Consider the following 25,162-nt stretch of genomic DNA (forward strand, 5'->3'; position numbering starts at 1 on the left):
GCTATCCCCAGCCTAAGCACTTCACGCCGGCCGCGGCACAGACGATTGGCCTAATGGCCCGGCAGTAGCGCGTGCCCTCGAAGGTCTCGCGGGGTTTGGACCGCGCACGGTCTGACTCATCGCGCCACACAAGAAACTGGTTCAGCACCAAATGGCTCCGGCCCGCTACGCGGCCGATGGGTCAATCGGGTTTGCGCGCGCTCCTTCTTCGATGGTTTCCCTCGCATACCCGACGGCAGCGCGAAGCGCTGTGCCGAAGCTCTTTTGTGCTGAACCAGCGCGCTAAAACATTTGGGGTGGCAGACCGTGCGCGAGCCAAGCCCGGTTGGTCCTTCGAGGGCGACACTTAGGCGAGTGCCATTGTCGGCTGGCAAGCATGGCCAACGTGCGTGTGACCGCGGGCGGTGAGAAGCTGCTTTCTTTGGTTACTTTCTTTGCAGCAGCAAAGAAAGTGACCCCCGCCCCGGGGAGGGGCAGTGCCAATAGACCACCGCGAATACGGGATCCAGCGAAAAGCCAGAAGCGCGTCACGCGCTCTCTCCAAGAATCCTGCATTTCTTAGAAAAAGCACATAACACGCGCCAGCGTTCAGTTCGACGTCTGACCGTCCGCTGCTCCGCCGTAACCCGTTGCCGCAGCATGCGCTTGCTCTCGCGCCTGAAAGGCGGCCTTGTTCCGTGCGATGGCGCCCGCGTTCGGCGGATAGTCGACGCCGTTCGCAGGCAACAGACCCTGCGCTTCGGCTTGAACCAGTTGTTGCTTGACTTCGGCGCGCGTGATTCCGCTGGTCTGCGCGGACGCCTGCCCCGCCACACCGATAGCCAATGAAGCGAGAAGAAGCAAAACAGTCTTTTTCATGATCTTAATCCTTAAGGAGTGCGTGAATATAAGCCTATGACTCGACTAATGTGATTCGATTGAATGAGTTTCGCGGCGATGCCGCTTCACAAGTCATTGCGCGCCTGCGCTACCCACTTGATGCGCGCCGCCCTGATCGCCGCCATACGCGGCGTTGTGGCCTTGCATCGCTGCGACTTTCGCCTCGGCGGACATGAGCGCATTGGGATAATCCGCGTCATGCGTGCTCGGCCGATATCCGACCGCTTCAAGTTGCGCGAGATCGGCCCACACTTCGGCGCGTGTCACCTGCCCGCCCGTGGTTTGCGCGAAAGCGCTGAACGGCAGCAGCGTTGTTACTGCCAGCACGACACATGCGATAGCTTTCATGGTGTTCCCTCTCCGAAATAGAAGACGAGGGTCTTGCCCGAGTGCAATTTACCCTCGCGACACCGGCTTCAATGAATGCCGACGTTGAAGTTATTCTGGATTCGGAGCACTGCCGAAAGTCTGACGGTGACGTTACAAGTTTGAAATCTGAGATCGTGAAATGCTGCCGCCTTCGGGCAGATCAGACGCTTCCACGACCGGGAAGGTCAGTATGAACCGCGTGCTGCGCGCATCGCTTTCGGCGTGCGCACGGCCACCATGCAGGTCCATGATGGTGCGAACGATTGCAAGTCCGAGCCCCGCCGATCCCGCAGTCGTTCCCGATGCACCGCGCGACGGATCCGCCCGATAGAAGCGATCGAAGATCCGTTCGAGCAAGGAAGGATCAATGGGCGCGCCTTCGTTCTCGACGCATACGCGGACCCGGTCTTCCGCGCTGTGGATCGACAGCGTGATCATGCCTTGCGCCGGCGTGAATCGCATCGCGTTGGCAAGCAGGTTGCTGACCGCGCGCCTGAAGAGTTCCACATCGACCCGCAACATCGCGGACCCGCACGCGACGATGTGAACACCGGCATCGTCCGCCAATCCCTCGAAGTAGTCGGCGATATGCTGCAATTCCTTGCCGCCATCGATGATGCGCATGTTCTTCGCAAACTGCGGATGCTCGGCGCGCGCGAGGAACAGCACGTTCTCGATCATCCGCGAAAGCCGCTCGCATTCTTCGAGGCCGGACTCGAGTGTCGCCTGATACTCCTCGACCGGGCGTGGCCGCGCGAGCGCCACCTCCATCGCGCCGCGCATGTTGGAAAGCGGCGTGCGCATGTCGTGCGCGAGATCGGCGGTGAACTGCGAGAGTCGTTGAAAGCTGCTCTCCAGTCGGGCGAGCATCCCGTTCAGCGAGACGACGAGCGGTTCGAGTTCAATGGGGACGCGCGACGCTTCGATCCGGGTATCGAGCTTGTCCGAGGTGATGCTGGCTGCGTTGACCGCCATTTCACGCACCGGCTGCATCGCGCGGCGCACGAGAAAATAGCCGATGCAGAATGCCAGCAGAACGCCGAGCACGCCCGCCAGTTGCAGCTTGTCGCGGTATCGATCCAGCAGCAGCCAGCGATCGTGCATGTCGCGCATGACGACGATGGTCGCGATCGTTCCGTTCTGCAGCGCGGCATCGACGGCGAGCGCGCGAATCGGCGCACCGGTGGCGATGGCGAGCGGCGCGATGGCACGCTCCGTGATCTGGGCGTTGGCAGGCACCGCGGCGGTGGGCATCTCGAGCGTGCCGATCGCCGGATCGACGTTGTGTTGCACAAGCGTCTTTCCGGCCGAGTCCGAGATTCGCAGCGATAGTGCTTCGTTGCCGAGCACCTGGCTTTCAAGTCGTTCACGATGCCGCAGAATATCGCCGTAGTCGGTCAACTCGTCGGCGAGGCGGCGTGTATGCCGGGCCGCGAGCACGATATCGAGATCGTCCTGAACCTTGACCTGTTGCTCCAGCGCAAGGTAGACGAATGTGCCGACAAGCCCGAATACCGCCAGTGTGGTCGCCGCGAACGCCAGAGCAAGTGTGGTGGTCAGCGAACGCGGCCTGATCACGCGGAGTCTTCCAGCGCGATGACGTAACCCACACCGCGAACGGTCTGAATCAGTTTGGTGGCGAATTCGTCGTCGATCTTCGCGCGGAGTCTTCGTATCGCGACTTCCACCACGTTGGTGTCGCTGTCGAAGTTCATGTCCCAGACGTATGACGCAATCTGCGTGCGGCTCAATACTTCGCCGTGCCGCCTCGCGAGCAGTTGAAGCAGGGCGAATTCGCGCGGCGTGAGGTCGATGCGCTTGCCGGCGCGCTTGACGCGCCGCCGCGTGATGTCGATTTCCAGATCGCCGAGAACGATGAGGTCGCTCTCCCGAGGCGGACCGCGACGCGCAAGTGAGCGCACCCGGGCGAGCAGTTCGACAAAGGCGAACGGCTTGACCAGATAGTCGTCGGCGCCCAGCTCCAGGCCGCGCACGCGGTCCGCCACGTCATCGCGCGCGGTCAGAAAGAGAACGGGCGTCGACTTTGACTCGCGCAGGTTCTTGACGATGGACCAGCCGTCCATCGACGGCAGCATGACATCGAGAACGATCACATCGTAGTTCTCTTCCTTCGCGAGAATGAGGCCCTCGGCGCCGTCGCCGACGACGTCGACAAAGTAACCCGCTTCCTCGAGGCCCTTTTTTATATAGGCGCCCGCCTTTTGCTCGTCTTCGACAATGAGTACCCGCATTCTGGCAGTCCCGTTTGCTCCAGTTCGTCTGCAAGCAATTCTACGCGCGCCTTACGCAGGCTGAATTACAAATCTGTTATCTGGGGATGATTCAGTCAGACGATATTCCTGCGAATCTCGATGGAGAACAAAATCCGGGCAACCGCCGCGCGGCCATTTCTTACTCCCGCGAAGCACAACACTCCTTATGAAATCCTTAACAACGACCACATCCGACGAAAAATAAAGTACGCAGAAGACAGTCAAACGAAAGCCCTTGTTCATGGACACGCCGCAATTGCACCGCACATTGATAGGCCTCTGCGAAAGCTTCATCAATTGACAACAAGGTGAGACATGAAGAAGACGAACAGACGCACCCTCAGGCACAGCCCTCTCGTCGTCGCGATTCTCGCGGCGGCTACATTCAACGCGTCGCATGCAAGGGCGGACGACCGCGATCATCGCCGTCCGGATCATGATGACCGCGCCGTCGCGAAGCATGTGATTCTTATCAGCTTCGACGGTCTGCACGAACAGGATGTCGCGCGCTGCGTGGCATCCAATGCGTGTCCCAACATCGCGCTGCTCGCCAGGGACGGGGTCACTTACACCAACGCTCACACGCCGGGGCTGTCCGATTCCTTTCCCGGTCTCGCCGCACTCGTGACCGGCGGTTCGCCCAAGACGACCGGACTCTTTTACGACGTGTCGTACGACCGCACCCTGTACGCCCCGTCCGATACCAGCTGCAGCGGCGCGCAAGGCTGGAACGTGGTCTTCGATGAAACCACCGGCATCGATGCCCAGAATGGCGGCGCACTCGTGCATCTCGACGGCGGCAATGCATTCAATCCGCAAGCGATTCCCCATGCGAAAGTCGATGGCGTCTGCAAGCCCGTTTATCCGCACGATTATGTGAAGACCAACACCGTCTTCGAAGTTATCAAGGCGCGCGTGCCGCAGGCGCGCACGGCGTGGGCCGACAAACATGCGTGGGGTTACGACTGGCTGAACGGACCGTCGGGCACGGGCGTCGACGACCTCATGCGCACCGAGATCAACGCGATCGACCCGAAGACGAACACGAACTACACCGACATCTACACGCATACCGAAGTCTTCGACGATCTCCATGTGCAGGCGCTCATCAACCAGATCGACGGCAAGAGTTCGGCAGGCGACGCCGCGCCCGGCGTTCCGACCATCTTCGGCGCGAACTTCCAGACGCTGAGCGTCGCGCAGAAGGCCACGGTGGCAACGAACGGCGGCTATCTCGACGCGAGCTTCACGCCGGGTCCGCAGGTGAGCGCAGCCATCGCTTATGTCGATGCATCGCTCGGGCGCATCGTGTCGGAACTGAAGCAGCGCGGCCTGTATCGGTCCACGGCGATCATCGTGACGGCCAAGCACGGCCAGTCGCCGACCGATCACAGCAAGCTCGTGAAGAATGGCGATACGGTCGCGGCGCTGCTTCAGGCGAACAACTATCTCGATCCGAAGGGCAACTACGGCCAGAATGCGACGAAGACCAGCAACCTGAACGATGGTAGCGGCCTCGTCGACACCGGCTTCGTGCAAAGCGACGATGTCAGTCTCATCTGGCTGCGCGATCAGCATCAACTGGCGCAAGCCGTCAAGTCGCTCAAGGACAATCTGAGCTGTAACGCGCCGGGCATCTGCGCGGACGGGCCCCATGCCTATCTGCTTTACGGTCCGCGCATCGCAGCCGCATTCGGCGATCCGCGCGAGGGGCGCACGCCGGACATCATCGTGCAGCCGAATCCGGGTGTGATCTATACGTCGAGCGGATCGAAGGATGAAGAGCACGGCGGCAACGCACCCGACGACGGTCACCTCGGCCTGATCGTGTACGCGCCGGGCGTGAAGCACGCGGGCCGCACGGTCGATGACCGGGTGCTGACGACGCAGGTCGCGCCGACCATGCTGAGACTTCTGGGCGTCGATGCAAGGCGTCTGCATTCGGTCGAGATCGAAGGGACGCAGGCGTTGCCCGGTTTCGAAGGCGACCGCTTCTAGTTGAGCGCACGCGCCGGCTTGCTAGGGTCGTAGCATGTTCGCTCCGAGGACAGCCAGTAACGCACTCAACGTTACCGGCTTTCCAATATGCGCATCGAAGCCGGCGCGCATCGCACGCGCAGCATCCTGATCGCGCCCGAACCCCGTCAGCGCTATGGCTGGAACTTTCGCGGTATTGGGTTGCTCGCGCAGTGTTTCGATCAATTCGTACCCGTTCATGTCGGGCATGGCGATGTCCGACAGGATCAGATCGAACTGACCATCCATCGCCAGAGCAACCGCTTTTCGCGCACTCGACTCGGCGGTGACTTCGGCGCCTTCGAGTTCGAGCAGCGCGCCGAACGCTTCGATCCCTTCGATCGAATCGTCCACGAGCAAGACCCTCAGCCCCCTGAGGATGCTCGGATCGGCGACGCCCCTCATCTTCGCGCGTGTGGCAAAAGGCGAATTCTTGGGCAACCACAACCGGAAACAAGCGCCTCGACCGATCCCGGCCGATTCCCCTTCGATCCTTCCGCCATGCATTTCCGCCAGTTGCTTCGTGAGCGACAGACCGATCCCGAGTCCGCCGCTGTCACGTTTGACGCTCCCTTCTGCCTGACTGAACATGTCGAAGACCTTGGGCAGGAACTCCGGCGCTCCGGTCACCTGCGAAACCGGCATGCGCGTGACGCGCCGCAGTACGATGTCGGCCTGACTTTCGTGCGAAGGAGAGAGGTGAAGCACGACCACGAACGTCATGCCCGGATCCCGTGGCATGTGTTCGAAGAACCGGATCAAGGCCTGAATGCCGCCTGCCGAGGCACCAATGCCGACAACCGGAAAGTCGAGCGCAGGCCTCGCGCGGTGCGCTGCGATCTGGTTGCCCGCGGCGTGATTCGGGTTTTCCATCTGACGAAGAAATTGAGGTAGGTCTGAAGGTAGTTTAAGCCGATCCGGCGTGCGTGGGAGCAGACGCGGGTTCGTCGCGCTGTGGCCGGATATCGGCGGCGCCTCAGAGACCGCGCATGCGTGAAGCATGCGAATCGAACGCGCCGGTAAACGAAAAGCGCGCGCACATGGCGTGCGCGCGCATCGATAAGCCGTAGCGGCAGGCTTTGAACTCTGCGCTAGGGCGCCCCGCCCGGCTACCCGGCCGCGGCGGCTTGTGACGCGCGATACGGACGTGCGATACCAATGCGGGATCGTGTGCGAATCGGGGCGCGGCGCTCGGTTGCTTCTGCGCCTTCTGTTGCGTCCTCTGTACGTCAGATCTCCTCGCGCAAAAGCCCGTCTCTCGCACATTACTTCGATATCCGAACTACCTAACGCACGAAGAGACGGGCCGCGCGGCGAAACTTACGGATTGATGACGAGAATATCGGTCGATACCCGAAGCGGCGAATTCCATCCGATATTGATGCGGAACTCGGTACGGCCCGGCTTCACCACGATGTTTTGCACGGTGTAGATGGCAGAACCCATGAAGCGGTTGCCGCCGTTATCGCATTCGCTGACGGACACGAACACGTGTGATCCTGCCTGGATCGGGCCTGCGTTGAACCCGAAGGAGACCTCGCCGTGCAGCGAGGGCCACGCATCGTAGCGATACGCCACGCCAGTCATGGTGCCGGACAGACGAGTCTGAACGACGCCGTGATGGTCGGCGCTCACTTCATGAGTGACCGCTTGTTCCGGGGACGGATCGTGCGCTTTCATTTCCATGCTTCGCTCCTTCATTGCTGGTGGATTGCGCGTGCCGAATATCGAGGTCAGTCGACGAGCACGCTCGATATCGCACATCTTCGTTCAAGGCGACACCGCTTGCGTGCCACGCCGAATTTCGTGCGATTGCATGAGCCTACAATCCGCGGGATATCGAACCTATCGGCTAGACGGTGTACGTCGAAGGTCGCAGGGAATCTTGATCGACAGGGATCGAATAACCACGTCCCAGCCGTAAACCGCGTATAAAGTTATTCGAGTACCGTCAGGGAGACGATGCGATGCGCGTGCTGCTCGTCGATGATCACGAGCTCTTCAGAGCCGGTTTTGCACTGCTCATCAAGGAGCTTTTTCCGCATGTCGAACTGCTTCATGCGAGCACGCTGTCGCATGGCGTCGATTCGGCGATGATCGATCATCCGGACATCGTGTTTCTGGACCTCGAACTTCCCGACGGGCACGGTTGCGACGCGCTGGTCCGCCTGAAAGACGCACGACCGTCCCTGCCTGTGGTCGTGGTATCGGCCGATGAGCGCATGGAGACAGTCAGTCGATGCCTTGCACTGCGCGCGATGGGCTACGTGCCGAAATCGTCGTCGCCCGAAGCGCTCCATGCCGCGATCGTCGCCGTGCTTTCGGGCGGCGTCTACCTGCCCGCGGCGAGCATCGCCGGATTGAGGCGCACGATCGACATGGCCGAGGCGCCGGCACGCGAATCAGGGCATGCACAGCCGACGCACGATGGCGCGGCACGTTGGGACGCGCCGGATCTCGGACTCACACCCCGCGAATACGAAACGCTCGCGTGGCTCGTGCGCGGCCTCCCGTCCAAAGCCATCGCGTCGAAGATGGGGCTCGAAGACATCACGGTGCGCAAGTACATCAGTCATCTGCTCGCGCACTTCAATCTGCGGCGGCGCACCGAACTGATCGTGATGCTGGCCGACAAGGGCATCAAGCTCGGGACACTGCCGGCGACAGATCCGTCGCGAGATCGGGATTCATCTGCCGATGGGCGGCAACGAAGCGGCTGATCTCCGCCAGCAAGTCTTCCGGCGCCGACGACTTGCGCAGCAGCACGAACGGCTCGGGGAAGTCGCGCAACACCTGAACGGACAGCAACTCGCCGGTGATAAACGCGACGGGAATCACGCCGGCCCACGCGAAGTGACGCCTGATACGGTCTGCGACTTCCTTGCCGGAGACGCCATCGCGCAGCCGGATATCGGTCACGATGAGATCGGGAATGCGGCTGTCATCGGCAAGAATGGCCTCGAACCCGGCCAGCGATTCGGCGGCCTGCACGAGCGCGCCCGCGCTCGAAAAGAGGCGTCGCAGGCCTTCGAGGACCATCGGTTCGTCGTCGCACAGCAGCATGAAAGTGCCGTCGAGATCGGGGCTGTGGCGCTCGCCATGCTGGATCGTCGCGCCAGCCGGCTTCGATGCCGAAGTGCTCGCGTAGAGCGAAAAGCGCGATCCGCGCCCTTCGACCGACGCGAAACTCATGGCGTGTCCCGGAAGAATACGAACCACCCGCTGTACGATCGACAGCCCCAGTCCCAGCCCTTTGGAACGATCGCGTCCCGGATTGTTGATCTGGTAGTACTCGGCGAAAATAGCTTCCCGATAGGCCGGTGCAATGCCGATTCCCGTGTCCCATACATCGACTCTCAACCGGTCATCCACCTGCACCCAGCCGAGCACGACGCCGCCCGACGACGTGTTCTTGATCGCGTTCGATACGAGATTGGATACGGCCCGCTTGAAGAGCGACCGGTCGGTCTCGATGGACGGCGGCTCGACTCGACGCCTCGCGAGTCTCAGATCGATTCCCCGCGACTGGGCCGTCTCCCGATATTGCTGGAAGACTTCGGTCAGCAGGTCGAACGTATTGACCGGCACAAGGCGGGGAACCTGCGAGCCCAGCTCGCTGTAGTCCTGGATCTCCTTGAACATGTCGAGAATCTCGGAAGCGGTCTCTTCGATCACGTCGAGATCGCGATCCACCGCGTGTCCGTCCCTGATCCTAGTCCGGGCGCTGCGGATGAAGAGGTTGATCGCGGCGAGCGGCTGCTGGATGTCGTGATACGCCGACGAAAAGAACCGCTCCTTCTCCTTGACGAGCTCCTGCATGCGTTTGTTCTGCTCGTTGATCGCACGCGACGTGGCTTCGACGCGCGCCTTGGCCGCGCGCAAGGTGCGCCGGTACATGAATTCGCGCCGTGCCGAACGTTCCAGCGGAATACTGACGAGCAGGCCGATGGCATACGTCAGCGGCAGACTCGTGCCATGCGCAATCACCGACGACAGGTGCATACCGAACTTCTCGCCCGGAGGCTGGAGGAACAGCATCAGCAGATAACTCGCAATGCACAGCCCGACCAGCCACGCCGTGGTGACCACACGTAGCCGGAACGCCATGAAGATCGTGAACAGCGTGAGCGTCAGGATCGAATAGTGTTCGTGCCACGGCAGGTCCACGATCTGCAGCAATCTCAAGGTGGCGAGCCACGCACTGAGCGTCCACAGGCAGAGCAGCCCGACGGCCCAGCGTTCATCGAGTGCGCGCGGCGTCCACAGCACGACGGCCACGCTCATGCCGATGGCCGCTGCGCTTCTCGCGAAGATGATTTCGTGGTGGTGCAGATGGGCGGGATCGAGTATGTCGATCCGCCCGAAGTCACGGATCGAAAAAACGATCCACAACGCGGTGAAGATCGCGATGGCGAGTCTTCGCTGTCCGGACATGCGCTGCGCGTAGTCCCTCAGAAACGCCCGTTCCTGAGCCGCCGATCTGAACCTGCGCACCCAGAGGTCTGACGATCTCATCGCGATGCCCGATCCGGAAATGTCGCCGTCCGCGAATACGGCAGCATGACATCCAGACAGAATAGCAGGACCGCATTCGAATGCGGATATACAAATGTAGCGGTACGAATGTATCTGTCCGCTTAAGAATAGCTACATCTTCGCGGCGCGATTTCGGGCGCTCGCCTACCTACGTGGGTGTCGAGGGCGTCGGCACTGGCCGACAATCGATACGACGGTGCAGAGAGCCGAGACTTGACCTGTGTTTAGTAACGGCCGCTTTGCACCTGAATCTACTGCCCGGCATTTACGAGGAGGTTGTCATGAAATCAGTCGTTATCGCGGTCGCCGCAGCGTCGGCGCTTTCCTTGCCTCTCGCTGCGTTCTCTCAGACGGATCCGGCATTGACGCGTGCCCAGGTGCGTGCAGAGCTGCAACAGCTCGAACAGGTCGGCTATGATCCGGCCAAAAGCGCGGATGCAAGTTATCCGGGCGACATCCAGGCGGCTGAGGCACGAGTATCGACCGATCACGCGACAGAGTATGGCGGCATGCCATCCGGCTCATCGACGTCCGGATCGCGCACCGTCGTTCGCCCCGCCTCCGACGAAGACATGAAGCACCTCTATTCTGGCGGCCAGTAGCATCCCGTAATCGTCGAGCGCTCAGTTCTCTATGCCGGCGAGCAGCTCCATGAACTGCTTCATCCGCCTTAATGCAAGCTCTGGACGGATCAGCACGCCGGAAGCATCGGCTTTACGAAAGACGTCCGCGTAATGAAGTGCCGATCGCGCCGATTGCATTGCGCCTGCCATCGAGAAATGGTTCTGGTGTCCGTTGAGCCATGCAAGGAATACGACGCCAGCCTTGTAGTATTGAGTCGGCGCGACGAAGAGTTCGCGAGACAGCGTGACCGTCGGCGCCATTAGCGCGTGATAGGTGTCGAGGTCGTTTCGGGCCAGCGATGCCAGCGCCTTCGACGCAACCGGCGCGATCGGATCGAAAATGCCGAGCAATGCATGTGACTTGCCTGTGCTGTCACCGGCGATGAGTTCGCCATAGTTGTAGTCGTCGCCGGTGAACATGACGACACCTTCGGGCAGCTTCGAGCGCAACTGCCGTTCATACTCCGCGTTGAGCAGAGAGATCTTGATTCCTTCGATCCTCTCCTTTTGATGACCGATGATGTCGAGCACCGTGGCCATCGCGGTATCGACATCGCTGCTGCCCCAGTAACCGGCGAGCGCCGAATCGAACGCATCTCCGAGCCAGTGCAGCACGACCTTTTCGCGCGACGCGGAGATGACTTTTTCGTAGACGTACTTGTAGTCGTCGGCGGAGCGGGCAGCGGCGCAGAGCGCGCGGCTCGCCATCATGATCGGACGGCCGCCCGCAGATTCGACAACCTCGAACTGGTCGTTGTAAGCGGCAACGATGTCGTCGAGAGAATGCGCTTTCTTGCTATCGAGATGATCGGTGCCCGCACCGCAGGCGAGATCGGCGCCGGGAATCGACTTCGCGTGAGCGATGCTGCGTCGGATCAATTCGGCCGCGACAGGCCAGCCGATGCCCATGCCGCGCTGGGCAGTGTCCATCGCTTCGGCGACCTTGAATCCGAGACTATAAAGGTACGTACGGAATGCCAACGTGGCGTCCCAATCGACAGCGGGTGCATCACCCGACGGCTCGTAAGCAGAACGCGGATCAATGACGACGTGCGCGGCGGCATACGCGATCCGGTTGAACGTCGGTGCACTCGATCCGGGAAGCTGGTTTTCCATATTTTGTAGCGAGTACGCCCGGACGGTCCCGTCCTGCAGTGGCAAATTGATGTTCATGTTGTACCTCTCAGTGTCTGGAAGGAATGGCGAAGTCGGGCAGGTGCGTGACAGGTGCAACCGTAGGCGCGGCGATGCTCGCAGACGCAGATTGAATGATCATGTCCGCTGCTTTCTCGGCGACCATGATGGTCGGCGCATTGGTATTGCAGGAAGGCACGAAAGGCATCACGGACGCATCGACGACTCGCAGCCCATCGAGACCGATCAGCCGCAAGTCGGGCGTGACCACCGCGTCCGGATCGTTTGCCTGTCCCATGCGGCATGTCCCCACCGGATGATGGTCGGTCTTCGCATTTGCGCACGCGTACTCGAATAGCTCCTGATCGCTGTTGGCCCGCGATCCCGGAAGAACTTCGTTCTGCACGAAGCGACGCATGGCGGGCGCGCTGAGAATATCGCGTGCCAAACGCAAGCCCTTGATTGCCATATCCCTGTCGTGCGGGTCCGACCAGTAGTTAGGATCAAGCAGCGGCGCATCGGCGGGATCACTGCTCGCGAGACGAACCGTGCCGCGCGACCGTGGCCGAAGATAAGCCGTGTTCAGCGTCACGCCCGCGTTTTGCAGCCTGGCCATACCCGCCTCGATTCCCGAACCGAGCCCCAGATGGAACTGGATATCGGGCGAACGGCCGCGGTTGGGCGCGTCACGGTCTGCGTACCAGAACCCGCCGGTTTCGAAGAGACTCGACGCCACCGGGCCTTTTTTCAGAACGAGGTATTGCAACGCGGCCCACGCGGCGTGATGCAGCTTGTTGTATTTGTCGTAGGTGTGATCGCCCGTGCATTCAGAAATGACGAACAGATCGAGGTGATCCTGAAGGTTTTCGCCGACGCCGCGCAGATCATGGACTGGTTTGATCCCGACAGACCGGACATGCGACGCAGGTCCGATGCCCGATTGCAGCAGTAGCTTCGGCGAGCCGATCGCGCCGGAAGACACGATCACTTCTCGCGCGGCTCGAATGATTTGCGTATCGCGGCTGTCGCCGACGACTACCTCGACACCCACCGCGCGATGGCCTTCAACGATGACGCGCAACGTGCGCGTGGCCATTTGCACGGTGAGGTTACGCCGTCCGAGAACCGGCTTGATGAAGCTCGTCGCTGCCGACGAACGACGCGCGTCAAGTTGCGTCAGTTGATAGTACCCAAGTCCCTCTTGCGAAGCGCCGTTGAAATCGGGGTTGAACGGAATGCCTAACTCCTGCCCGGCCTGGAAGAACGCTTCGCAGATCGGAAGCGGGCTGATCGGATTCGAGACGCCCAACGGACCGCCGTAGGCGTGGAACTCATTCGCGAAGCGCTGATTGTTTTCGGAGCGCTTGAAATACGGCAATACCTCGCGATAGGACCAACCCGTCGCTCCGGCCTTGCTGACCCATTCGTCATAGTCGGCGGGCACACCACGCGTATAGAGTTGCGCGTTGATCGACGATCCGCCGCCGATAACCTTCGCTTGCGTGAAGCGCAGCACACGATTGTTGAGATGCTTCTGCGGCACGGTATGCCAGCCCCACGACCCGATGCCTTTTGTCATCTTCGCGAAGCCCGCCGGCATCGCAAAGAACGGGTGACGATCCGAACCGCCCGCTTCCAGGAGAAGCACGTTCACCGCGGGGTCCACGCTCAACCGATTCGCCAGCACGCATCCGGCCGAGCCGCCGCCCACGATCACGTAGTCATATGTCGTCGTATTCATGTCCGTCACACTCAAAATGCAGGGATCGAAAGGCCGCCGTCGACGTGCAACACGCTGCCAGTGCAGAACGGGAGAGATCCATCGGCGAGAGTAGCGACCGCGCGAGCCACTTCCTCGCATTCGCCCCAACGAGCCGCGGGGACCAGCCCTTCCTCGAATCGGGCCTCGTACTTCTGTGCGACGCCTGCCGTCATCGGCGTGCGGATGATTCCGGGCCGTACTTCGAAGACGCCTATGTTCGACTTCGCCAGTCGCAACGCGAAAAGCTGCGTAAGCATCGGCAAGGCGGATTTCGACAGGCAGTATTCCGCTCGCTCCGTCGAGGCCATCTGCGCCGAGACCGACGAGACCGTCACGATCGAGCGCGCACGTTTCGATGGCGTCGCGATCATGTGCCGCGCGACAGCTTGCGTCATGAAGAACGTGCCGCGAAGGTTGATGCCGAGCACGGTGTCGAACGCGTCTGAACGAACGTCGAGGAGGTCGCCGCGACTTGGCGAGCCCACGCCCGCGTTATTCACGAGGCACTCCACACTGCCTTTGAAACCGATGGCGGCGTTCAGTACCTCCGCACGCGATTCGATATCGCTCAGGTCGCTGCGAACGAAAAGCGCATCTTGTCCCGCGTCGCGGATAAGGTCGCACGTCGCGTGCGCGTCTTGGTCGTCGGTCACGTCGGTCAGCACGACATCGAAACCGCGCCGTGCCAGTTCGACACAGATCGATCGGCCGATTCCTCTGCGTCCGCCCGTAACCAGCGCGGTCGGGCATGGTCCATTCGACTTGCTCATAAGTCCACCGTCCCAGTCATCGATCAATGAATGCGTGCTTCCGTGTCTTTATCGAACAGCACCAGCTTCGACAGATCGACACGCAAGTCGCAACGTTCACCCGACTCGTGCGGCATGTCCGGACCGAGCCGCGCGGACACTTCCATGCCGCCGAAATCGAGGACAGCGAGCGTGTCCGGTCCGGTGGGCTCAAGCACGTTGATCCTGACGGGCACAGTTCGAATAGCAGACGCCGCGCGCTCGTTCTCTACCCCAATCGCCTCCGGCCGCAACCCTGCGATGACTTCCTTGCCGTCGTAGCGATCCACGGCTTGAGATTGCGGCGGAAGTTCGAGATCCAGCGCGTCATTGCCCTGACCGATTTTCAGATGCAGTGAACCGTCCCTCCCCTCGATGCGCGCGGGAATGAGGTTCATCGACGGCGACCCCATGAACGTCGCCACGAACGTGTTTGCGGGCGTGTTATAGACCTCGGCCGGCGTGCCGAGCTGCTGGAGAATGCCGCCTTTCATCACCGCGATGCGGGTTGCAAGCGTCATCGCTTCGATCTGATCGTGCGTCACGTAGACGATGGTTGCGCCCAGCCGCTGGTGCAGCTTCTTGATTTCCGTGCGCATGTCCACGCGCAGCTTCGCGTCGAGGTTGGAGAGCGGCTCGTCGAACAGGAAGATCTTGGGGTGGCGCACGAGCGCACGGCCCATCGCGACGCGCTGGCGCTGACCGCCCGAAAGCTGACCCGGACGACGATCGAGCAGATGTTCGATCTGAAGAAGACGCGCCGCATCCTGTACGGCCTTCTCGCGATCGGCCTTCGAGACTTTCCGCATCTCAAGCCCGAAGCTGATGTTTTGTCCCACGGTCATGTTCGGGTACAGCGCATAGCTCTGAAAAACCATGGCGATATCGCGCTCGCTCGGATGCAGGTCGTTGACCTTGTCGTCACCGATGCGGATTTCGCCGCCCGACAGCGTATCGAGTCCGGCAATGAGCGAGAGCAACGTCGATTTGCCGCAACCCGACGGGCCGACGAGCACGAGGAAGTCGCCATCGTCCACGTCGATATTGATCTCGCGAAGAATTTCCGTAGAGCCGTAGGCCTTGCGCACGTTGCTGACATGAAGTGAAGACATGATGATTACCCCTTGACCGAACCAGCCATCAAACCGCGGACGAAATAACGACCTCCAACGACGTAGACGAGCAGCGTGGGCAGCGCCGCGATCATCGCGGTGGCCATCTGCACGTTGTATTCCTTGACGCCGGTAGAAGTGTTGACGATGTTGTTGAGCGCTACCGTGATCGGTGCCGATGCGCCCGTCGTGAACGATGCGCCGAACAGGAAGTCATTCCAGATGTTCGTGAACTGCCAGATCACGGTGACGGTGATGATGGGCACCGAGTTCGGCAGGAGGATCCGAAAGAAGATGCGGAAGAAGCGCGCGCCGTCGATCATCGCGGCCTTCACGAGTTCATCGGGAAACGCGATGTAGTAGTTGCGGAAGTACAGCGTCGTGAAGCACAGACCGTAGACCACATGCACGAAGACGAGGCCGGTGATCGATTGAGCGAGACCGATCTTGCCGAGAAACGTCGCCATCGGGATCAGCACGATCTGGAACGGGATGAAGCAGCCGAACAGGACGAGCGCAAACAAAACGTTGTCGCCCTTGAAGCGCCACTTCGTCAACACATAGCCATTCAGCGCGCCGATCAGCGTCGAAAGGAACACTGCTGAAAAGACCATGCGGAACGAGTTCCAGAAGAAGCCTTTCACGCCGGAGCAGTCGAGACCGACACAGGCCGAGCCCCAGGCTTTCTCCCATGCAGCGAGCGTCCATTCGTGCGGGAGCGCGAGAATATTGCCCGCATACACTTCCTGAAGCGGTTTGAACGAGGTGAGCAACATCACCACGAGCGGCACGAGATATACGAGCGCGACGATCAACAACATCGAATAGATGACGATGCGCGATACGTTGTTATGCTTTCCCACCACCATTTGCGGCGAGTCCCAGGTCTTGGCAGCCATGCTTGTCTCCTTCAGGCTACGTGGATAGGTACGGATTGCTTCAGTGACCGCCGCCGGAACGACGGGGGCGCATTTCCGAGTAGAGGTAGGGCACCATGATTGCGGCAACGGTGCAGAGCATCATCACGGCGCTCGCGGCTCCCATACCCAGCTCGTTACGTGTGAACGTGAACGAGTACATGAACGTCGAAGGCAGTTCGGTCGAATAACCGGGGCCCGCACCCGTCAAGGCGATTACCAGCTCGTAGCTCTTCACGGCCAGGTGAACCAGAATCACGAGTGCCGAGATGAAGACCGGGCGCAGTTGCGGAATGATGATGCGGCGATAGATCGAGGGCATGCGCGCGCCGTCGATCGACGCTGCCTTGATCTGCTCCTGGTCGATGCCGCGCAAGCCCGCAAGGAACATCGCCATGACGAAGCCGGACGCTTGCCAGACCGCCGCGATGACGACGGTGTAGATCGCCATGTCGTCGCTGATGATCCAGTCGAACTGGAAGCTCGTCCATCCCCAATCGTGGAAGAGCTTCGTCAGGCCGAGCCCCGGATTGAGAATCCACTTCCACGCGGTGCCGGTGACGATGAAGGACAACGCCATCGGGTACAGGAAGATCGCGCGCAAATAGCCTTCCGCCCGAATGCGCTGATCCAGAAGGATCGCGAGCGCGAGGCCGATTGCAAGACACAGGACCACATACAGCGACGCATAGATGCCGAGGTTCTCCACGGCGACGTGCCAGCGAGGGTGTTCCCACACGCGCGCAAACTGTGTGAATCCAGCCCATTTGAACGTGGCGAATGCGCGGGAACGTGTGAACGAGAGCACCGTCGTCCAGACGATGAAGCCGTAGACGAACACCAGCGTGATGATGAGTGTCGGGCTGAGCACGAGCTTCGGGAGAAGCGCTTCGAACGCGTTGCGCGCAGAACGCTTTTTCCCGACTTTCTCCACTCGGGCGGGGGACTTGGCCGGGTCTATGGACTGGGCACGAGAGTGTAAGAGCATGATTTCACCTGCACGTCGAGAACATCGAACACGAGAGCGGAGCGGACGCTTGCGGTCCGCCTGAGCGGTCAGATCGTCACTTCGAATTCTGGATAGCCGTGACGAGCGCCTTAACAGCGTCGGCCGACGACTGATTCGAATTGAAGAAGTGCGTGACGACGTCATAGAGCGCTGTCTTCGATGCTTCGGGCATCGCCTGGCCGTGGGCGAAGCTGCCGACCATCGTCCCGTTCTTGAGCGCCGTGCGCATGTCGGCCATCGACTTCTGACCACACTCGTCGAAGCCATCGGCGGGCACATCGAGTCGTGCCGGCACCGCGCCCTTGATCTGATTGAACTGGGCCTGAACCTTGGGGTCCATCACGGCTTCCGCGAACGCGTACTGTCCGGCCTGCCGGTCGCTGCCCGCCTTGAAGGTGGCGAACTGGTCGGTTACGAAGATGAAGTCGCCCTGCGTGCCGGGGTATCGCATGCAAAGATAGTCCACGCCCGGCTTCTTGCCCGCGTTGGCGAATTCGCCTTTCGCCCAGTCGCCCATGATCTGCATCGCGGCCTTGCCATTGATGACCATCGAGGTAGCGAGATTCCAGTCCCGGCCGGGGAAATTCGGATCGACCATGCCACGCAACGCACGCAACTGGTCGAACGCCTTTTCCATCGTCTTCGAGCCGAGCGCCTTGGCATCGAGCTTGACCAACGCATCGTTATAGAACTTGGGGCCACCCGCCGACATCACTGCACTGTCGAAAATCGTAGCTTCCTGCCACGCCTGTCCGCCGTGAGCCAGCGGGATATAACCCGCCTTCCGAATCTTGTCCGCGTCGGCGACGAGCTCTTCGAAGGTTTGCGGCGGCGTGAGCTTGAGTTCATCGAAAATCTTCTTGTTGGCCCAGATCCAGTTGTCGCTATGCACGTCGATGGGCACGCCATACCAGTGTCCATCCGACTTGGAGAAACGCTGCAGCGGAGCAGGCACCTGCTTGTCCCAGTCGCCCTTCTTGGCGATGCTGTCGAGGTTCGTGAGCAGGTCCTGCTCCGCGTAATCCAGCACGCTGAACCCAAGCATCTGCACCGCGTCGGGCGGATTGTTCGAAGCTATGCGCGCGCGCAACACCGTGCGCGCCGCTTCGCCGCCGCCGCCCGCGATCGGGCTGTCTTTCCACGCATAGCCTCGCTGCTTCAGGTTGTCTTTCAGCACGCCCAGCGCTTTGGCCTCGCCGCCGGAGGTCCACCAGTGCATCACTTCCACTTGCTTGTCGGCGGCGATCGCCGAGAGTGCGTGGCACGCGAACAATCCAGCCGCGACGGCGGCAATACGCTTCTTGAACATCTTCGTCTCCTTGTTGATCGCCCCGCGACGGGAGCGTTCGTATATGACTGTCACTTGGTGGACTGCGGCAGCCACCAGTTCTTGCGTGCGCCGATGTGCAGCTGGATGGTTTTGGTTTCGGTGTAGTCCTCGACCGCCTGCTTGCCGAGTTCGCGACCGACGCCGCTGGACTTGAAGCCGCCGAAGGGCAGTTCCGGGTAGCCGTCGAGGAACGTGTTGACCCATACAGTCCCTGCGTCTACGCCGCGTGCGACCGTGAGGCACGTGTTGATGTCGTTGCTCCAGACGGCGGCCGACAGTCCATACGCCGAGTCGTTGGCGATCTCGATCGCTTCTTCGACGTCCTTGAACGTCACGATCGAGAGAACGGGACCGAAGATCTCGTCGCGCGCGATGCTCATCTCGGGCGTGACATCGCTGATGATGGTCGGCTCGAGGTAAAGACCCTTGGCGTCGTAGCGCTTGCCGCCCAGACGAAGGCGCGCGCCGGCGGCTACGCCCTTGTCGATGTTCGCGAGAATTTCCCCAAGCTGCGTTTCGCTGACGATGGCGCCGATCTTGGTATCGGGGTGCAGAGGATCGCCCACCGGAACCTGTCGCGCGCGCTCGACGACAGCCTGCGCGAACTGCTCTGCTACCGACTCGTGAACCAGAACACGGCTGCCGCTATTGCAGCATTCGCCCGCATTGAAATAGACGCCGAAGACAACGGCATCGACCATCGCGTCCCAATCGCAATCGGGGAAGACGATCTGCGGATTCTTGCCGCCGAGTTCGAGCGCCACCTTCTTCAACTGCTTCGACGCGATGCCGCCAAGCAGTCCGCCCACGCGCGTCGAACCGGTGAAAGAAAGCATGCCGATGGCCGGGTGTTCGGCAAGCGGCTGGCCGACCGTAGGCCCCTTGCCGGTGACAACGTTCACGACGCCCTTCGGAACGCCTGCTTGCTCGATAATTTCCGCGAGGATGACCGTCGTGCTCGAAGTCAGTTCGCTCGGCTTGATGACGCACGTGCAGCCCGCGGCAAGGGCAAACGGAAGCTTCTGCGAAAGAATCCAGATAGGGAAATTCCAGGGCGTGATAAGCCCGACCACGCCGATCGGCTGACGCAGGACGATCCCCAGCATGTCTTCGCCGAGCGAGTCGTAGGCGTCGCCGCTCGTCGTACGGGCGAGGCTCGCGGCGTACTGCCAGAGATCGACGCAGCCCGAGACTTCGCCGCGCGCTTGCGTGAGGGGCTTGCCGGTCTCCAGCGATTCGAGCAAGGACATCTCTTCGACCCGCGCCTTGATGCCCTCGGCCACGGCGAGCAGCACGCGGGCACGCTCGACACCCTTCATCCGGGGCCACGGGCCTTTCCTGAAAGCGACATCAGCGGCCTGGATCGCGGCTTCGACATCTGCGCCCGTGGCTTCGGGAAAAGAACTCACCACTTGACCGTGAGCCGGGCTGCTGCGCTCGAAGCGCTCGCCGCTTGCGGCCTCCTTCCATTGGCCATCGATGAACATCTTTCCGGCGAACGCCTCGTGTTGCAGCGGCTTTGCGTTCTCAAGCAGCGCCGTTGCGGTGGGAACAGCAATCTGACTCGTCATTTCATTGACCCTCGTATTGCGCCTTGCGGCGTTCGCGGAAACTGGCCATACCCTCGCGGGCGTCTTGCGTCGTGGCGGACAGCGCGCCGGCCATCGCTTCCAGCGTGGCGCCGGTATTGAAGCCTGCGGCTGCGTTGATCAGTTGCTTCGTGAGTTGCGCGGACACGGGCGCAAGCGTCGCGATCTGCCCGGCGACGGCGATCGCCGCATCGAGCGACTTGCCCGCTTCGGACACTTCGTCGACGAGGCCGATTGCATAGGCGCGCTGCGCGTCGATGCGTCGTGCGGTGAGCGCCATCGACTTCACGTGACTGGGTCCGATGAGGGACACGAGCCGCTGCGTTCCTGACCAGCCAGGACAGGTCGCGATGCTCGCTTCGGGCAGCGCGAAGGTCGCGGCCGGATCGGTCACGCGAACGTCGGCGACTGCGGCGAGTTCCAGACCGCCGCCGAACGCATGACCGTTGATCGCAGCGATCACGGGCAGGCGCAGTGCAGCCCAACGATCGAAGATGCGATGTCCGCGCGTGACCCAGACACGCCACATATCCAGCGGCGCGAGGGCGGACCATTCATTGATATCCGCACCGACACAGAAGGCACGTTCACCAGCGCCTGTCAGCACGACGGCGCGCAGACTGCTGTCCGCTTCGAGTTGCGCGGCGGCATCTTCGAGTTGTCCAAGCATCGACGGCGTGAGCGAGTTGAGCTTGTCGGGCCGATCGAGCGTGACGACCGCAACCGGACCGCGCTTCTCGATGCGGATAAGGGCTTGATCAGCCATGACGCGCCTCCTTGAGCTTGAGTCCGAACGGCGCGTCCGTGAAAATCGCGGGGTCCATCGGCTTGAGCGAGGACGACACCTTCAACTCGACATCGCACTGATCCAGCACGTCCCTTTGCAGATCGATACCGGGAGCGATCTCGATGACTTCAAGCCCGTCTTTGCCGAGCCTGATCACGCATCGTTCGGTGATGTACAGGACTTCCTGATCGCGGGCTTGCCCCATGCGACCGCTGAAGGTCACGTGATCGACATCGGCAACAAACTTCTTCTTGCCTTCCTTGACGATCGAAAGTCTTCCGTTGCCGACTTCGAATTGCGCGCCAGCCGTAAAGTAGCCGCTGAAGACGAGGCGCTTCGCGTGCGTCGTGATGTCGATGAAGCCGCCGCACCCTGCCGTCAGATACGGCTTGCTCGGGAGCCTCGACACGTTCACGTTGCCGAAGCGATCGACCTGCATGAACGAGAGCAGAGACACATCGAAACCGCCGCCCTGGAAATAGACGAACTGGGACGGCGACGGCATGATGGCGTCGGCATTGCCCGAACAGCCGAACGCGAATCCCAGCAATGGCACACCGCCCACCGCGCCTTGCTCGATGGCCCACGTCACATCGTTCGGATAGCCTTCTTCGAGCAAGACGCGAGGCACATTCGCGGAGATCCCGAAGCCAAGGTTCACTGCGTCGTTCTGCGCCAGCTCCATCGCGGCGCGCCGGGCGATGATCTTGTCCGGATGCCATTGCGCAAACTCGAACGCGCTTTCGGGCAACTTGATTTCGCCGCTGATCTCCGGGTCGTATTCAATCTGCGTGGTCTGCTTTTGAGCCGGATCGACCACGACGTAATCGACCAGATTGCAGGGAATGTGCACCGATTGCGTGTGCAGCGATCCCGCTTTCACGACACGCTTGACCTGCGCGATAACGATGCCGCCGTTGTTGCGCACCGCAAGCGCCTGATCGCGCCCGCCCAGCAGCGCGCCTTCGTGTTCGAACGACAGGTTGCCGCGCTCGTCCGCCGTCGTGGCGCGAACGATGGCAACGCGCGGGACGAAGTTCCGGTAGTGCAGCCACTCGTCGCCGGCGAAAGTCACCTTCTCCACAATGGGGTGTTCGGCCGCGCTGGCGTTCATTGCGCCGCCCTGGCGCGACGGATCGACAAACGTGTCCAGTCCGACCTTGGTCAACACGCCGGGACGCTTGGCGGCCGCCTCGCGGTGCATATCGAACATCACGCCGCTCGGCAGGTTGTACGCACGAATCTCGTTATCGACGATCAGATGCCAGATATCCGGCATCGGCAGGCTCGACGGACCGCTGGGGAACGAGCCGGCTATGACCGTTTTGATGAGCCCTTTCTTTGCGATGTGATCGATGCCCTTGATCCCGTACATGTCGCCGGCGGCGATAGGATGGAGCATCGTCAGATTGCGCGGATGCGCTTGCGCGTCAAAGCGCGCGCCGATCGCGGCGAGCATCGCGTCCGGACAGCCCAGGCCGCTCGACGAACTGACGGTGACGACATCGTCATCGTTGATGAGGCTGGCGGCTTGTGCGAGGGTGATGACCTTGCTGGAACTCACGGTGAGTCTCCTGATAATGCGGTTCTGGCTGATTTATTCGGCGTAGCGACGCGACACATCGACATGTCCGCGGGCTTCTGCTGCCTGTGCGACCGCGAGGGCCGTGATCAGCGAGCGATATCCGTCCACGCCGCTGGCGGCGGGGCTTTGGCCTTCGCGGATGGCACGGTGAAACTGGGCAACGCCGGTGTGGTAGAGGTTTGCGTGTTCCACCTCGATCGATCGCACGCCGTTCGCATCGCGAAGTTCGATCTCGCCGACTGCGCGCTGGGTCATCACGTCTTTTGCGATCAGCGAACCGTCCGAACCATGCACTTCGAGTCCGGTCGCCGCGAATGGCACGGTGAAGGCGTCGTGGAGTTGCGCGAGAACGCCATTGTCGAAACGCACGATCGCCATGACGCCGTCGGTGAGACCCGCGTTGCTCATCGTGCCGGTGGTCGTCATTGCACTGACTTCGATCGGCTCCGCGTTCAGCACGAAGCGCAGCGTGTCGACGTCATGAACGGTGATGTCGAGCACGACACCGCCGCCAGCGTCCTGCTTTTCGATGCGCCACCCGCGCAGATGCGGCGGTAGCGACACCGCATGAAAGACGCGGGCAAAGAGCGGCGTTCCGATCGCGCCTTCGATGATGAGTTCGCGCAGCTTGCGGTGCGTGGCAGCATTCCGGAGATGGTGGTTCGTTCCGAGAACGACGCCGTGTTCAGCGCAGGCCTCGATCATCCGGGCTGCGTCTGCTTCGGAGAGAGCAAGCGGCTTCTCGCAGAGAACATGTTTGCCGGCGCGCGCCGCGGCCAGAACTTGCGGGAGATGTTTCTCGTTGGTGCTGCTGATGTACACCGCGTGGACTGCCGGATCGGCGAGCACGGCATCGAGATCGGTGGAATGCCTGGCGATGTCGTGCTTCGCGGCGAATTCCTGTGCGCGCGCTGCATTGCCGCTGACGACGGTTTCGATCGTGGCGTGAGCCTGGACCCGGATGGCGTCGACCATCCACTCGTCTGCGATCGTGCTGGCGCCAACGAGCGCCCATCCAATACGTGCCGCCATGTTTGTCTCCAGTGTCGGTCAAGTAGAACGTTCCACTAGCGGCGGGAAAGAAAACGCGCTTTGCGCGTTCCTGGCTATCGTGGCCGCTGGTGGATCGTTCCACTAAGCTGCTGAAAAATTCGGCGTCTTGCGCCGTTCTTTGTGGTGGATCGTTCCACTTAATGTAGTTCGCAGGCTTGGGTGAGTCAACTAGAGACGAACCCTGATCCCTTCGATAACCGGGCACGCAAAACATCCGACTATTCAAAAATTCAGTGGAACGTTCTAGCGGCGGTGATAATCTTCCGGTGAGCAAGCCGTTCCCGAGCCCCGTCCCACATGAAAAGCAATCCAACCATCCTCGACATCGCCAGAACCGCGGGCGTGTCGAAATCGACTGTGTCGCTGGTGTTGCAGGAGAACCCGCGTATCCCGGCAGACACCGCGGAAAAGGTGCGGCAGGCCGCGCGCCAGCTCGGATACGTGTACAACCGGGGCGCGGCGGCGTTGCGCGGTCGACGCAGCGCCACGATCGGCATGGTCATCAACGACCTGACGAACCCCTTTTTCGTCGAGTTGCTGGTGGCCATCGAGCGCGTGCTTGCCGAGGCGGGTTACACCACGTTGATGGCGCATACGGCCGAAAGCGTCGCGACGCAAACTCGTGTGCTGCGCTCGATGCGGGAACAGAATGTTGCCGGCTTGATCATGTCGCCCGCACTCGGGACGGACGATGCGCTTCCGGCGGAGATTCGATCGTGGGGCATTCCGCTCGTGCTGGTGATGCGTCCGATGGGCGACGACGTCGATACCATAGGCGTCGATAACGCTTTCGGCTTCGCGCTCGCTACTGAGCACCTGATCGCCCAGGGACATACGCGCATCGCGTTCGCCGGCAATCGCAAAGGCTACGCGGTGGCTAGTCAGCGTCGCGAGGGTTATCTCTCGACGATGAAACAGCACGAACTTCCTGTTGCCGACGAGTGGACGATCGACGTCGAACTCACGCCACAGGGCGGCCAGAAAGCGGTGCGCGCGATCTTTGACATGGCGCTCCGTCCCACGGCCGTGCTCTGCTACAACGACCAGGTCGCGATCGGCGTGCTGCATGAACTCGATCGGATGGGCAAACGTGCAGGCAAGGATCTGGCGGTTGTGGGTTGCGACAACATCGTGGCGGCCGAACATACGAATCCACCGCTTACGACGCTCTCGGCAGGCTCCGACAAACTCGGCGCGCTTGCAAGCGAGACCCTTCTTTCGAGGTTGGTCGAAGGCGCCGTGACGGATGGTCCGGCAAAGCAATTCTTTGCGGTGCCGGAACTCATCATCCGTGAATCAAGCGAGCATGCGATCGAAACAGAGGACGCCACGCACGGCGTCCGAGGCAAGCAGCCCGGCCGCAAGCGTGTAGCCCGGGCTTCTTGAACGAACCGATGCGC

At 61.3% G+C, this 25,162-nt stretch carries 22 protein-coding genes; 4 read left to right on the forward strand and 18 right to left on the reverse strand.

Going from position 1 to position 25,162, the window contains the following annotated elements; genetic code table 11:
- Positions 1–588 precede the first annotated feature (588 nt).
- The 4 genes from PQR08_RS00005 to PQR08_RS00020 form a co-directional block, all read right to left on the reverse strand.
- Positions 589–858: a DUF4148 domain-containing protein gene (locus PQR08_RS00005; protein WP_250486965.1), complete on the reverse strand. Its 270-nt coding sequence runs from the start codon at positions 856–858 to the stop codon at positions 589–591.
- A gap of 93 nt (positions 859–951) precedes the next feature.
- Positions 952–1,227: a DUF4148 domain-containing protein gene (locus PQR08_RS00010; protein WP_250486964.1), complete on the reverse strand. Its 276-nt coding sequence runs from the start codon at positions 1,225–1,227 to the stop codon at positions 952–954.
- A gap of 132 nt (positions 1,228–1,359) precedes the next feature.
- On the reverse strand, positions 1,360–2,823 hold the full coding sequence (locus PQR08_RS00015) for a heavy metal sensor histidine kinase (RefSeq protein WP_250486974.1): 1,464 nt from the start codon (positions 2,821–2,823) through the stop codon (positions 1,360–1,362).
- Positions 2,823–3,500 (reverse strand): heavy metal response regulator transcription factor, encoded by a 678-nt coding sequence (locus PQR08_RS00020; RefSeq protein WP_035500116.1) that lies wholly within the window; start codon positions 3,498–3,500, stop codon positions 2,823–2,825. The genes PQR08_RS00015 and PQR08_RS00020 overlap by 1 nt, the downstream gene beginning before the upstream one ends.
- Positions 3,501–3,836: 336 nt before the next feature.
- Between PQR08_RS00020 and PQR08_RS00025 the strand changes: the two genes are divergently transcribed.
- On the forward strand, positions 3,837–5,519 hold the full coding sequence (locus tag PQR08_RS00025; protein WP_250486963.1) for an alkaline phosphatase family protein: 1,683 nt from the start codon (positions 3,837–3,839) through the stop codon (positions 5,517–5,519).
- Between the two features lie 21 nt (positions 5,520–5,540).
- Here PQR08_RS00025 and PQR08_RS00030 read toward each other — a convergent pair whose 3' ends face one another.
- Together PQR08_RS00030 and PQR08_RS00035 are read right to left on the reverse strand one after the other, a co-directional pair.
- Positions 5,541–6,410: a response regulator gene (locus PQR08_RS00030; protein ID WP_250486962.1), complete on the reverse strand. Its 870-nt coding sequence runs from the start codon at positions 6,408–6,410 to the stop codon at positions 5,541–5,543.
- 447 nt (positions 6,411–6,857) lie between these two features.
- Positions 6,858–7,223, reverse strand: a complete 366-nt coding sequence (locus PQR08_RS00035) for a hypothetical protein (RefSeq protein ID WP_250486961.1) — start codon at positions 7,221–7,223, stop codon at positions 6,858–6,860.
- Between the two features lie 281 nt (positions 7,224–7,504).
- Between PQR08_RS00035 and PQR08_RS00040 the strand changes: the two genes are divergently transcribed.
- Positions 7,505–8,257 (forward strand): response regulator, encoded by a 753-nt coding sequence (locus PQR08_RS00040; RefSeq protein WP_250486960.1) that lies wholly within the window; start codon positions 7,505–7,507, stop codon positions 8,255–8,257.
- On the opposite strand, the gene PQR08_RS00045 is transcribed toward PQR08_RS00040, so the two are convergent.
- On the reverse strand, positions 8,178–10,052 hold the full coding sequence (locus PQR08_RS00045; protein ID WP_250486959.1) for an ATP-binding response regulator: 1,875 nt from the start codon (positions 10,050–10,052) through the stop codon (positions 8,178–8,180). The two genes, PQR08_RS00040 and PQR08_RS00045, sit on opposite strands and share 80 nt — an antisense overlap.
- A gap of 302 nt (positions 10,053–10,354) precedes the next feature.
- On the opposite strand from PQR08_RS00045, the gene PQR08_RS00050 reads away from it, so the two are divergent.
- A complete protein-coding gene (locus tag PQR08_RS00050) occupies positions 10,355–10,675 on the forward strand; it encodes a DUF4148 domain-containing protein (RefSeq protein WP_238212962.1) in 321 nt (106 codons plus the stop codon).
- Positions 10,676–10,696: 21 nt separating this feature from the next.
- Here PQR08_RS00050 and PQR08_RS00055 read toward each other — a convergent pair whose 3' ends face one another.
- The 11 genes from PQR08_RS00055 to PQR08_RS00105 all read right to left on the reverse strand — a co-directional run bounded on the left by PQR08_RS00055 (position 10,697) and on the right by PQR08_RS00105 (position 23,741).
- Entirely contained in the window at positions 10,697–11,869 is a 1,173-nt protein-coding gene (locus PQR08_RS00055; RefSeq protein WP_250486958.1) for a dihydrodipicolinate synthase family protein, read from the reverse strand.
- Positions 11,870–11,879: 10 nt separating this feature from the next.
- Complete coding sequence (locus PQR08_RS00060) at positions 11,880–13,571, reverse strand: GMC family oxidoreductase (protein WP_250486957.1); 1,692 nt, start codon at positions 13,569–13,571, stop codon at positions 11,880–11,882.
- Positions 13,572–13,582: 11 nt separating this feature from the next.
- The gene (locus PQR08_RS00065; protein WP_250486956.1) at positions 13,583–14,362 is read right to left on the reverse strand and encodes a 3-ketoacyl-ACP reductase; all 780 of its coding nucleotides are present in this window, start codon (positions 14,360–14,362) and stop codon (positions 13,583–13,585) included.
- Positions 14,363–14,385: 23 nt separating this feature from the next.
- The gene (locus PQR08_RS00070; protein WP_250486955.1) at positions 14,386–15,492 is read right to left on the reverse strand and encodes an ABC transporter ATP-binding protein; all 1,107 of its coding nucleotides are present in this window, start codon (positions 15,490–15,492) and stop codon (positions 14,386–14,388) included.
- A 5-nt stretch (positions 15,493–15,497) separates the two neighbouring features.
- Positions 15,498–16,391, reverse strand: coding sequence for a carbohydrate ABC transporter permease (locus PQR08_RS00075; RefSeq protein ID WP_404978582.1), 894 nt, complete (start codon positions 16,389–16,391; stop codon positions 15,498–15,500).
- Positions 16,392–16,431: 40 nt separating this feature from the next.
- Positions 16,432–17,397 carry a carbohydrate ABC transporter permease gene (locus PQR08_RS00080; RefSeq protein WP_250486954.1) on the reverse strand — a complete coding sequence of 322 codons (966 nt, stop codon included), beginning with the start codon at positions 17,395–17,397 and terminating at the stop codon, positions 16,432–16,434.
- Between the two features lie 76 nt (positions 17,398–17,473).
- Positions 17,474–18,727: an ABC transporter substrate-binding protein gene (locus tag PQR08_RS00085; RefSeq protein WP_250486953.1), complete on the reverse strand. Its 1,254-nt coding sequence runs from the start codon at positions 18,725–18,727 to the stop codon at positions 17,474–17,476.
- 50 nt (positions 18,728–18,777) lie between these two features.
- Positions 18,778–20,319 carry an aldehyde dehydrogenase family protein gene (locus PQR08_RS00090; protein WP_408160962.1) on the reverse strand — a complete coding sequence of 514 codons (1,542 nt, stop codon included), beginning with the start codon at positions 20,317–20,319 and terminating at the stop codon, positions 18,778–18,780.
- Position 20,320: 1 nt separating this feature from the next.
- Positions 20,321–21,103, reverse strand: a complete 783-nt coding sequence (locus PQR08_RS00095; protein ID WP_250486951.1) for an enoyl-CoA hydratase/isomerase family protein — start codon at positions 21,101–21,103, stop codon at positions 20,321–20,323.
- Positions 21,096–22,688, reverse strand: a complete 1,593-nt coding sequence (locus tag PQR08_RS00100) for an acyl CoA:acetate/3-ketoacid CoA transferase (RefSeq protein WP_250486950.1) — start codon at positions 22,686–22,688, stop codon at positions 21,096–21,098. The genes PQR08_RS00095 and PQR08_RS00100 overlap by 8 nt, the downstream gene beginning before the upstream one ends.
- Before the next feature lie 33 nt (positions 22,689–22,721).
- A complete protein-coding gene (locus PQR08_RS00105; RefSeq protein WP_250486949.1) occupies positions 22,722–23,741 on the reverse strand; it encodes a Gfo/Idh/MocA family protein in 1,020 nt (339 codons plus the stop codon).
- A 318-nt stretch (positions 23,742–24,059) separates the two neighbouring features.
- Here PQR08_RS00105 and PQR08_RS00110 point away from each other — a divergent pair, with 318 nt between their 5' ends.
- Positions 24,060–25,148 (forward strand): LacI family DNA-binding transcriptional regulator, encoded by a 1,089-nt coding sequence (locus tag PQR08_RS00110; RefSeq protein WP_250486948.1) that lies wholly within the window; start codon positions 24,060–24,062, stop codon positions 25,146–25,148.
- Positions 25,149–25,162 lie beyond the last annotated feature (14 nt).

The sequence above is a fragment of the Caballeronia jiangsuensis genome, assembly GCF_046030135.1.
In the GTDB taxonomy this organism is placed as follows: domain Bacteria; phylum Pseudomonadota; class Gammaproteobacteria; order Burkholderiales; family Burkholderiaceae; genus Caballeronia; species Caballeronia jiangsuensis.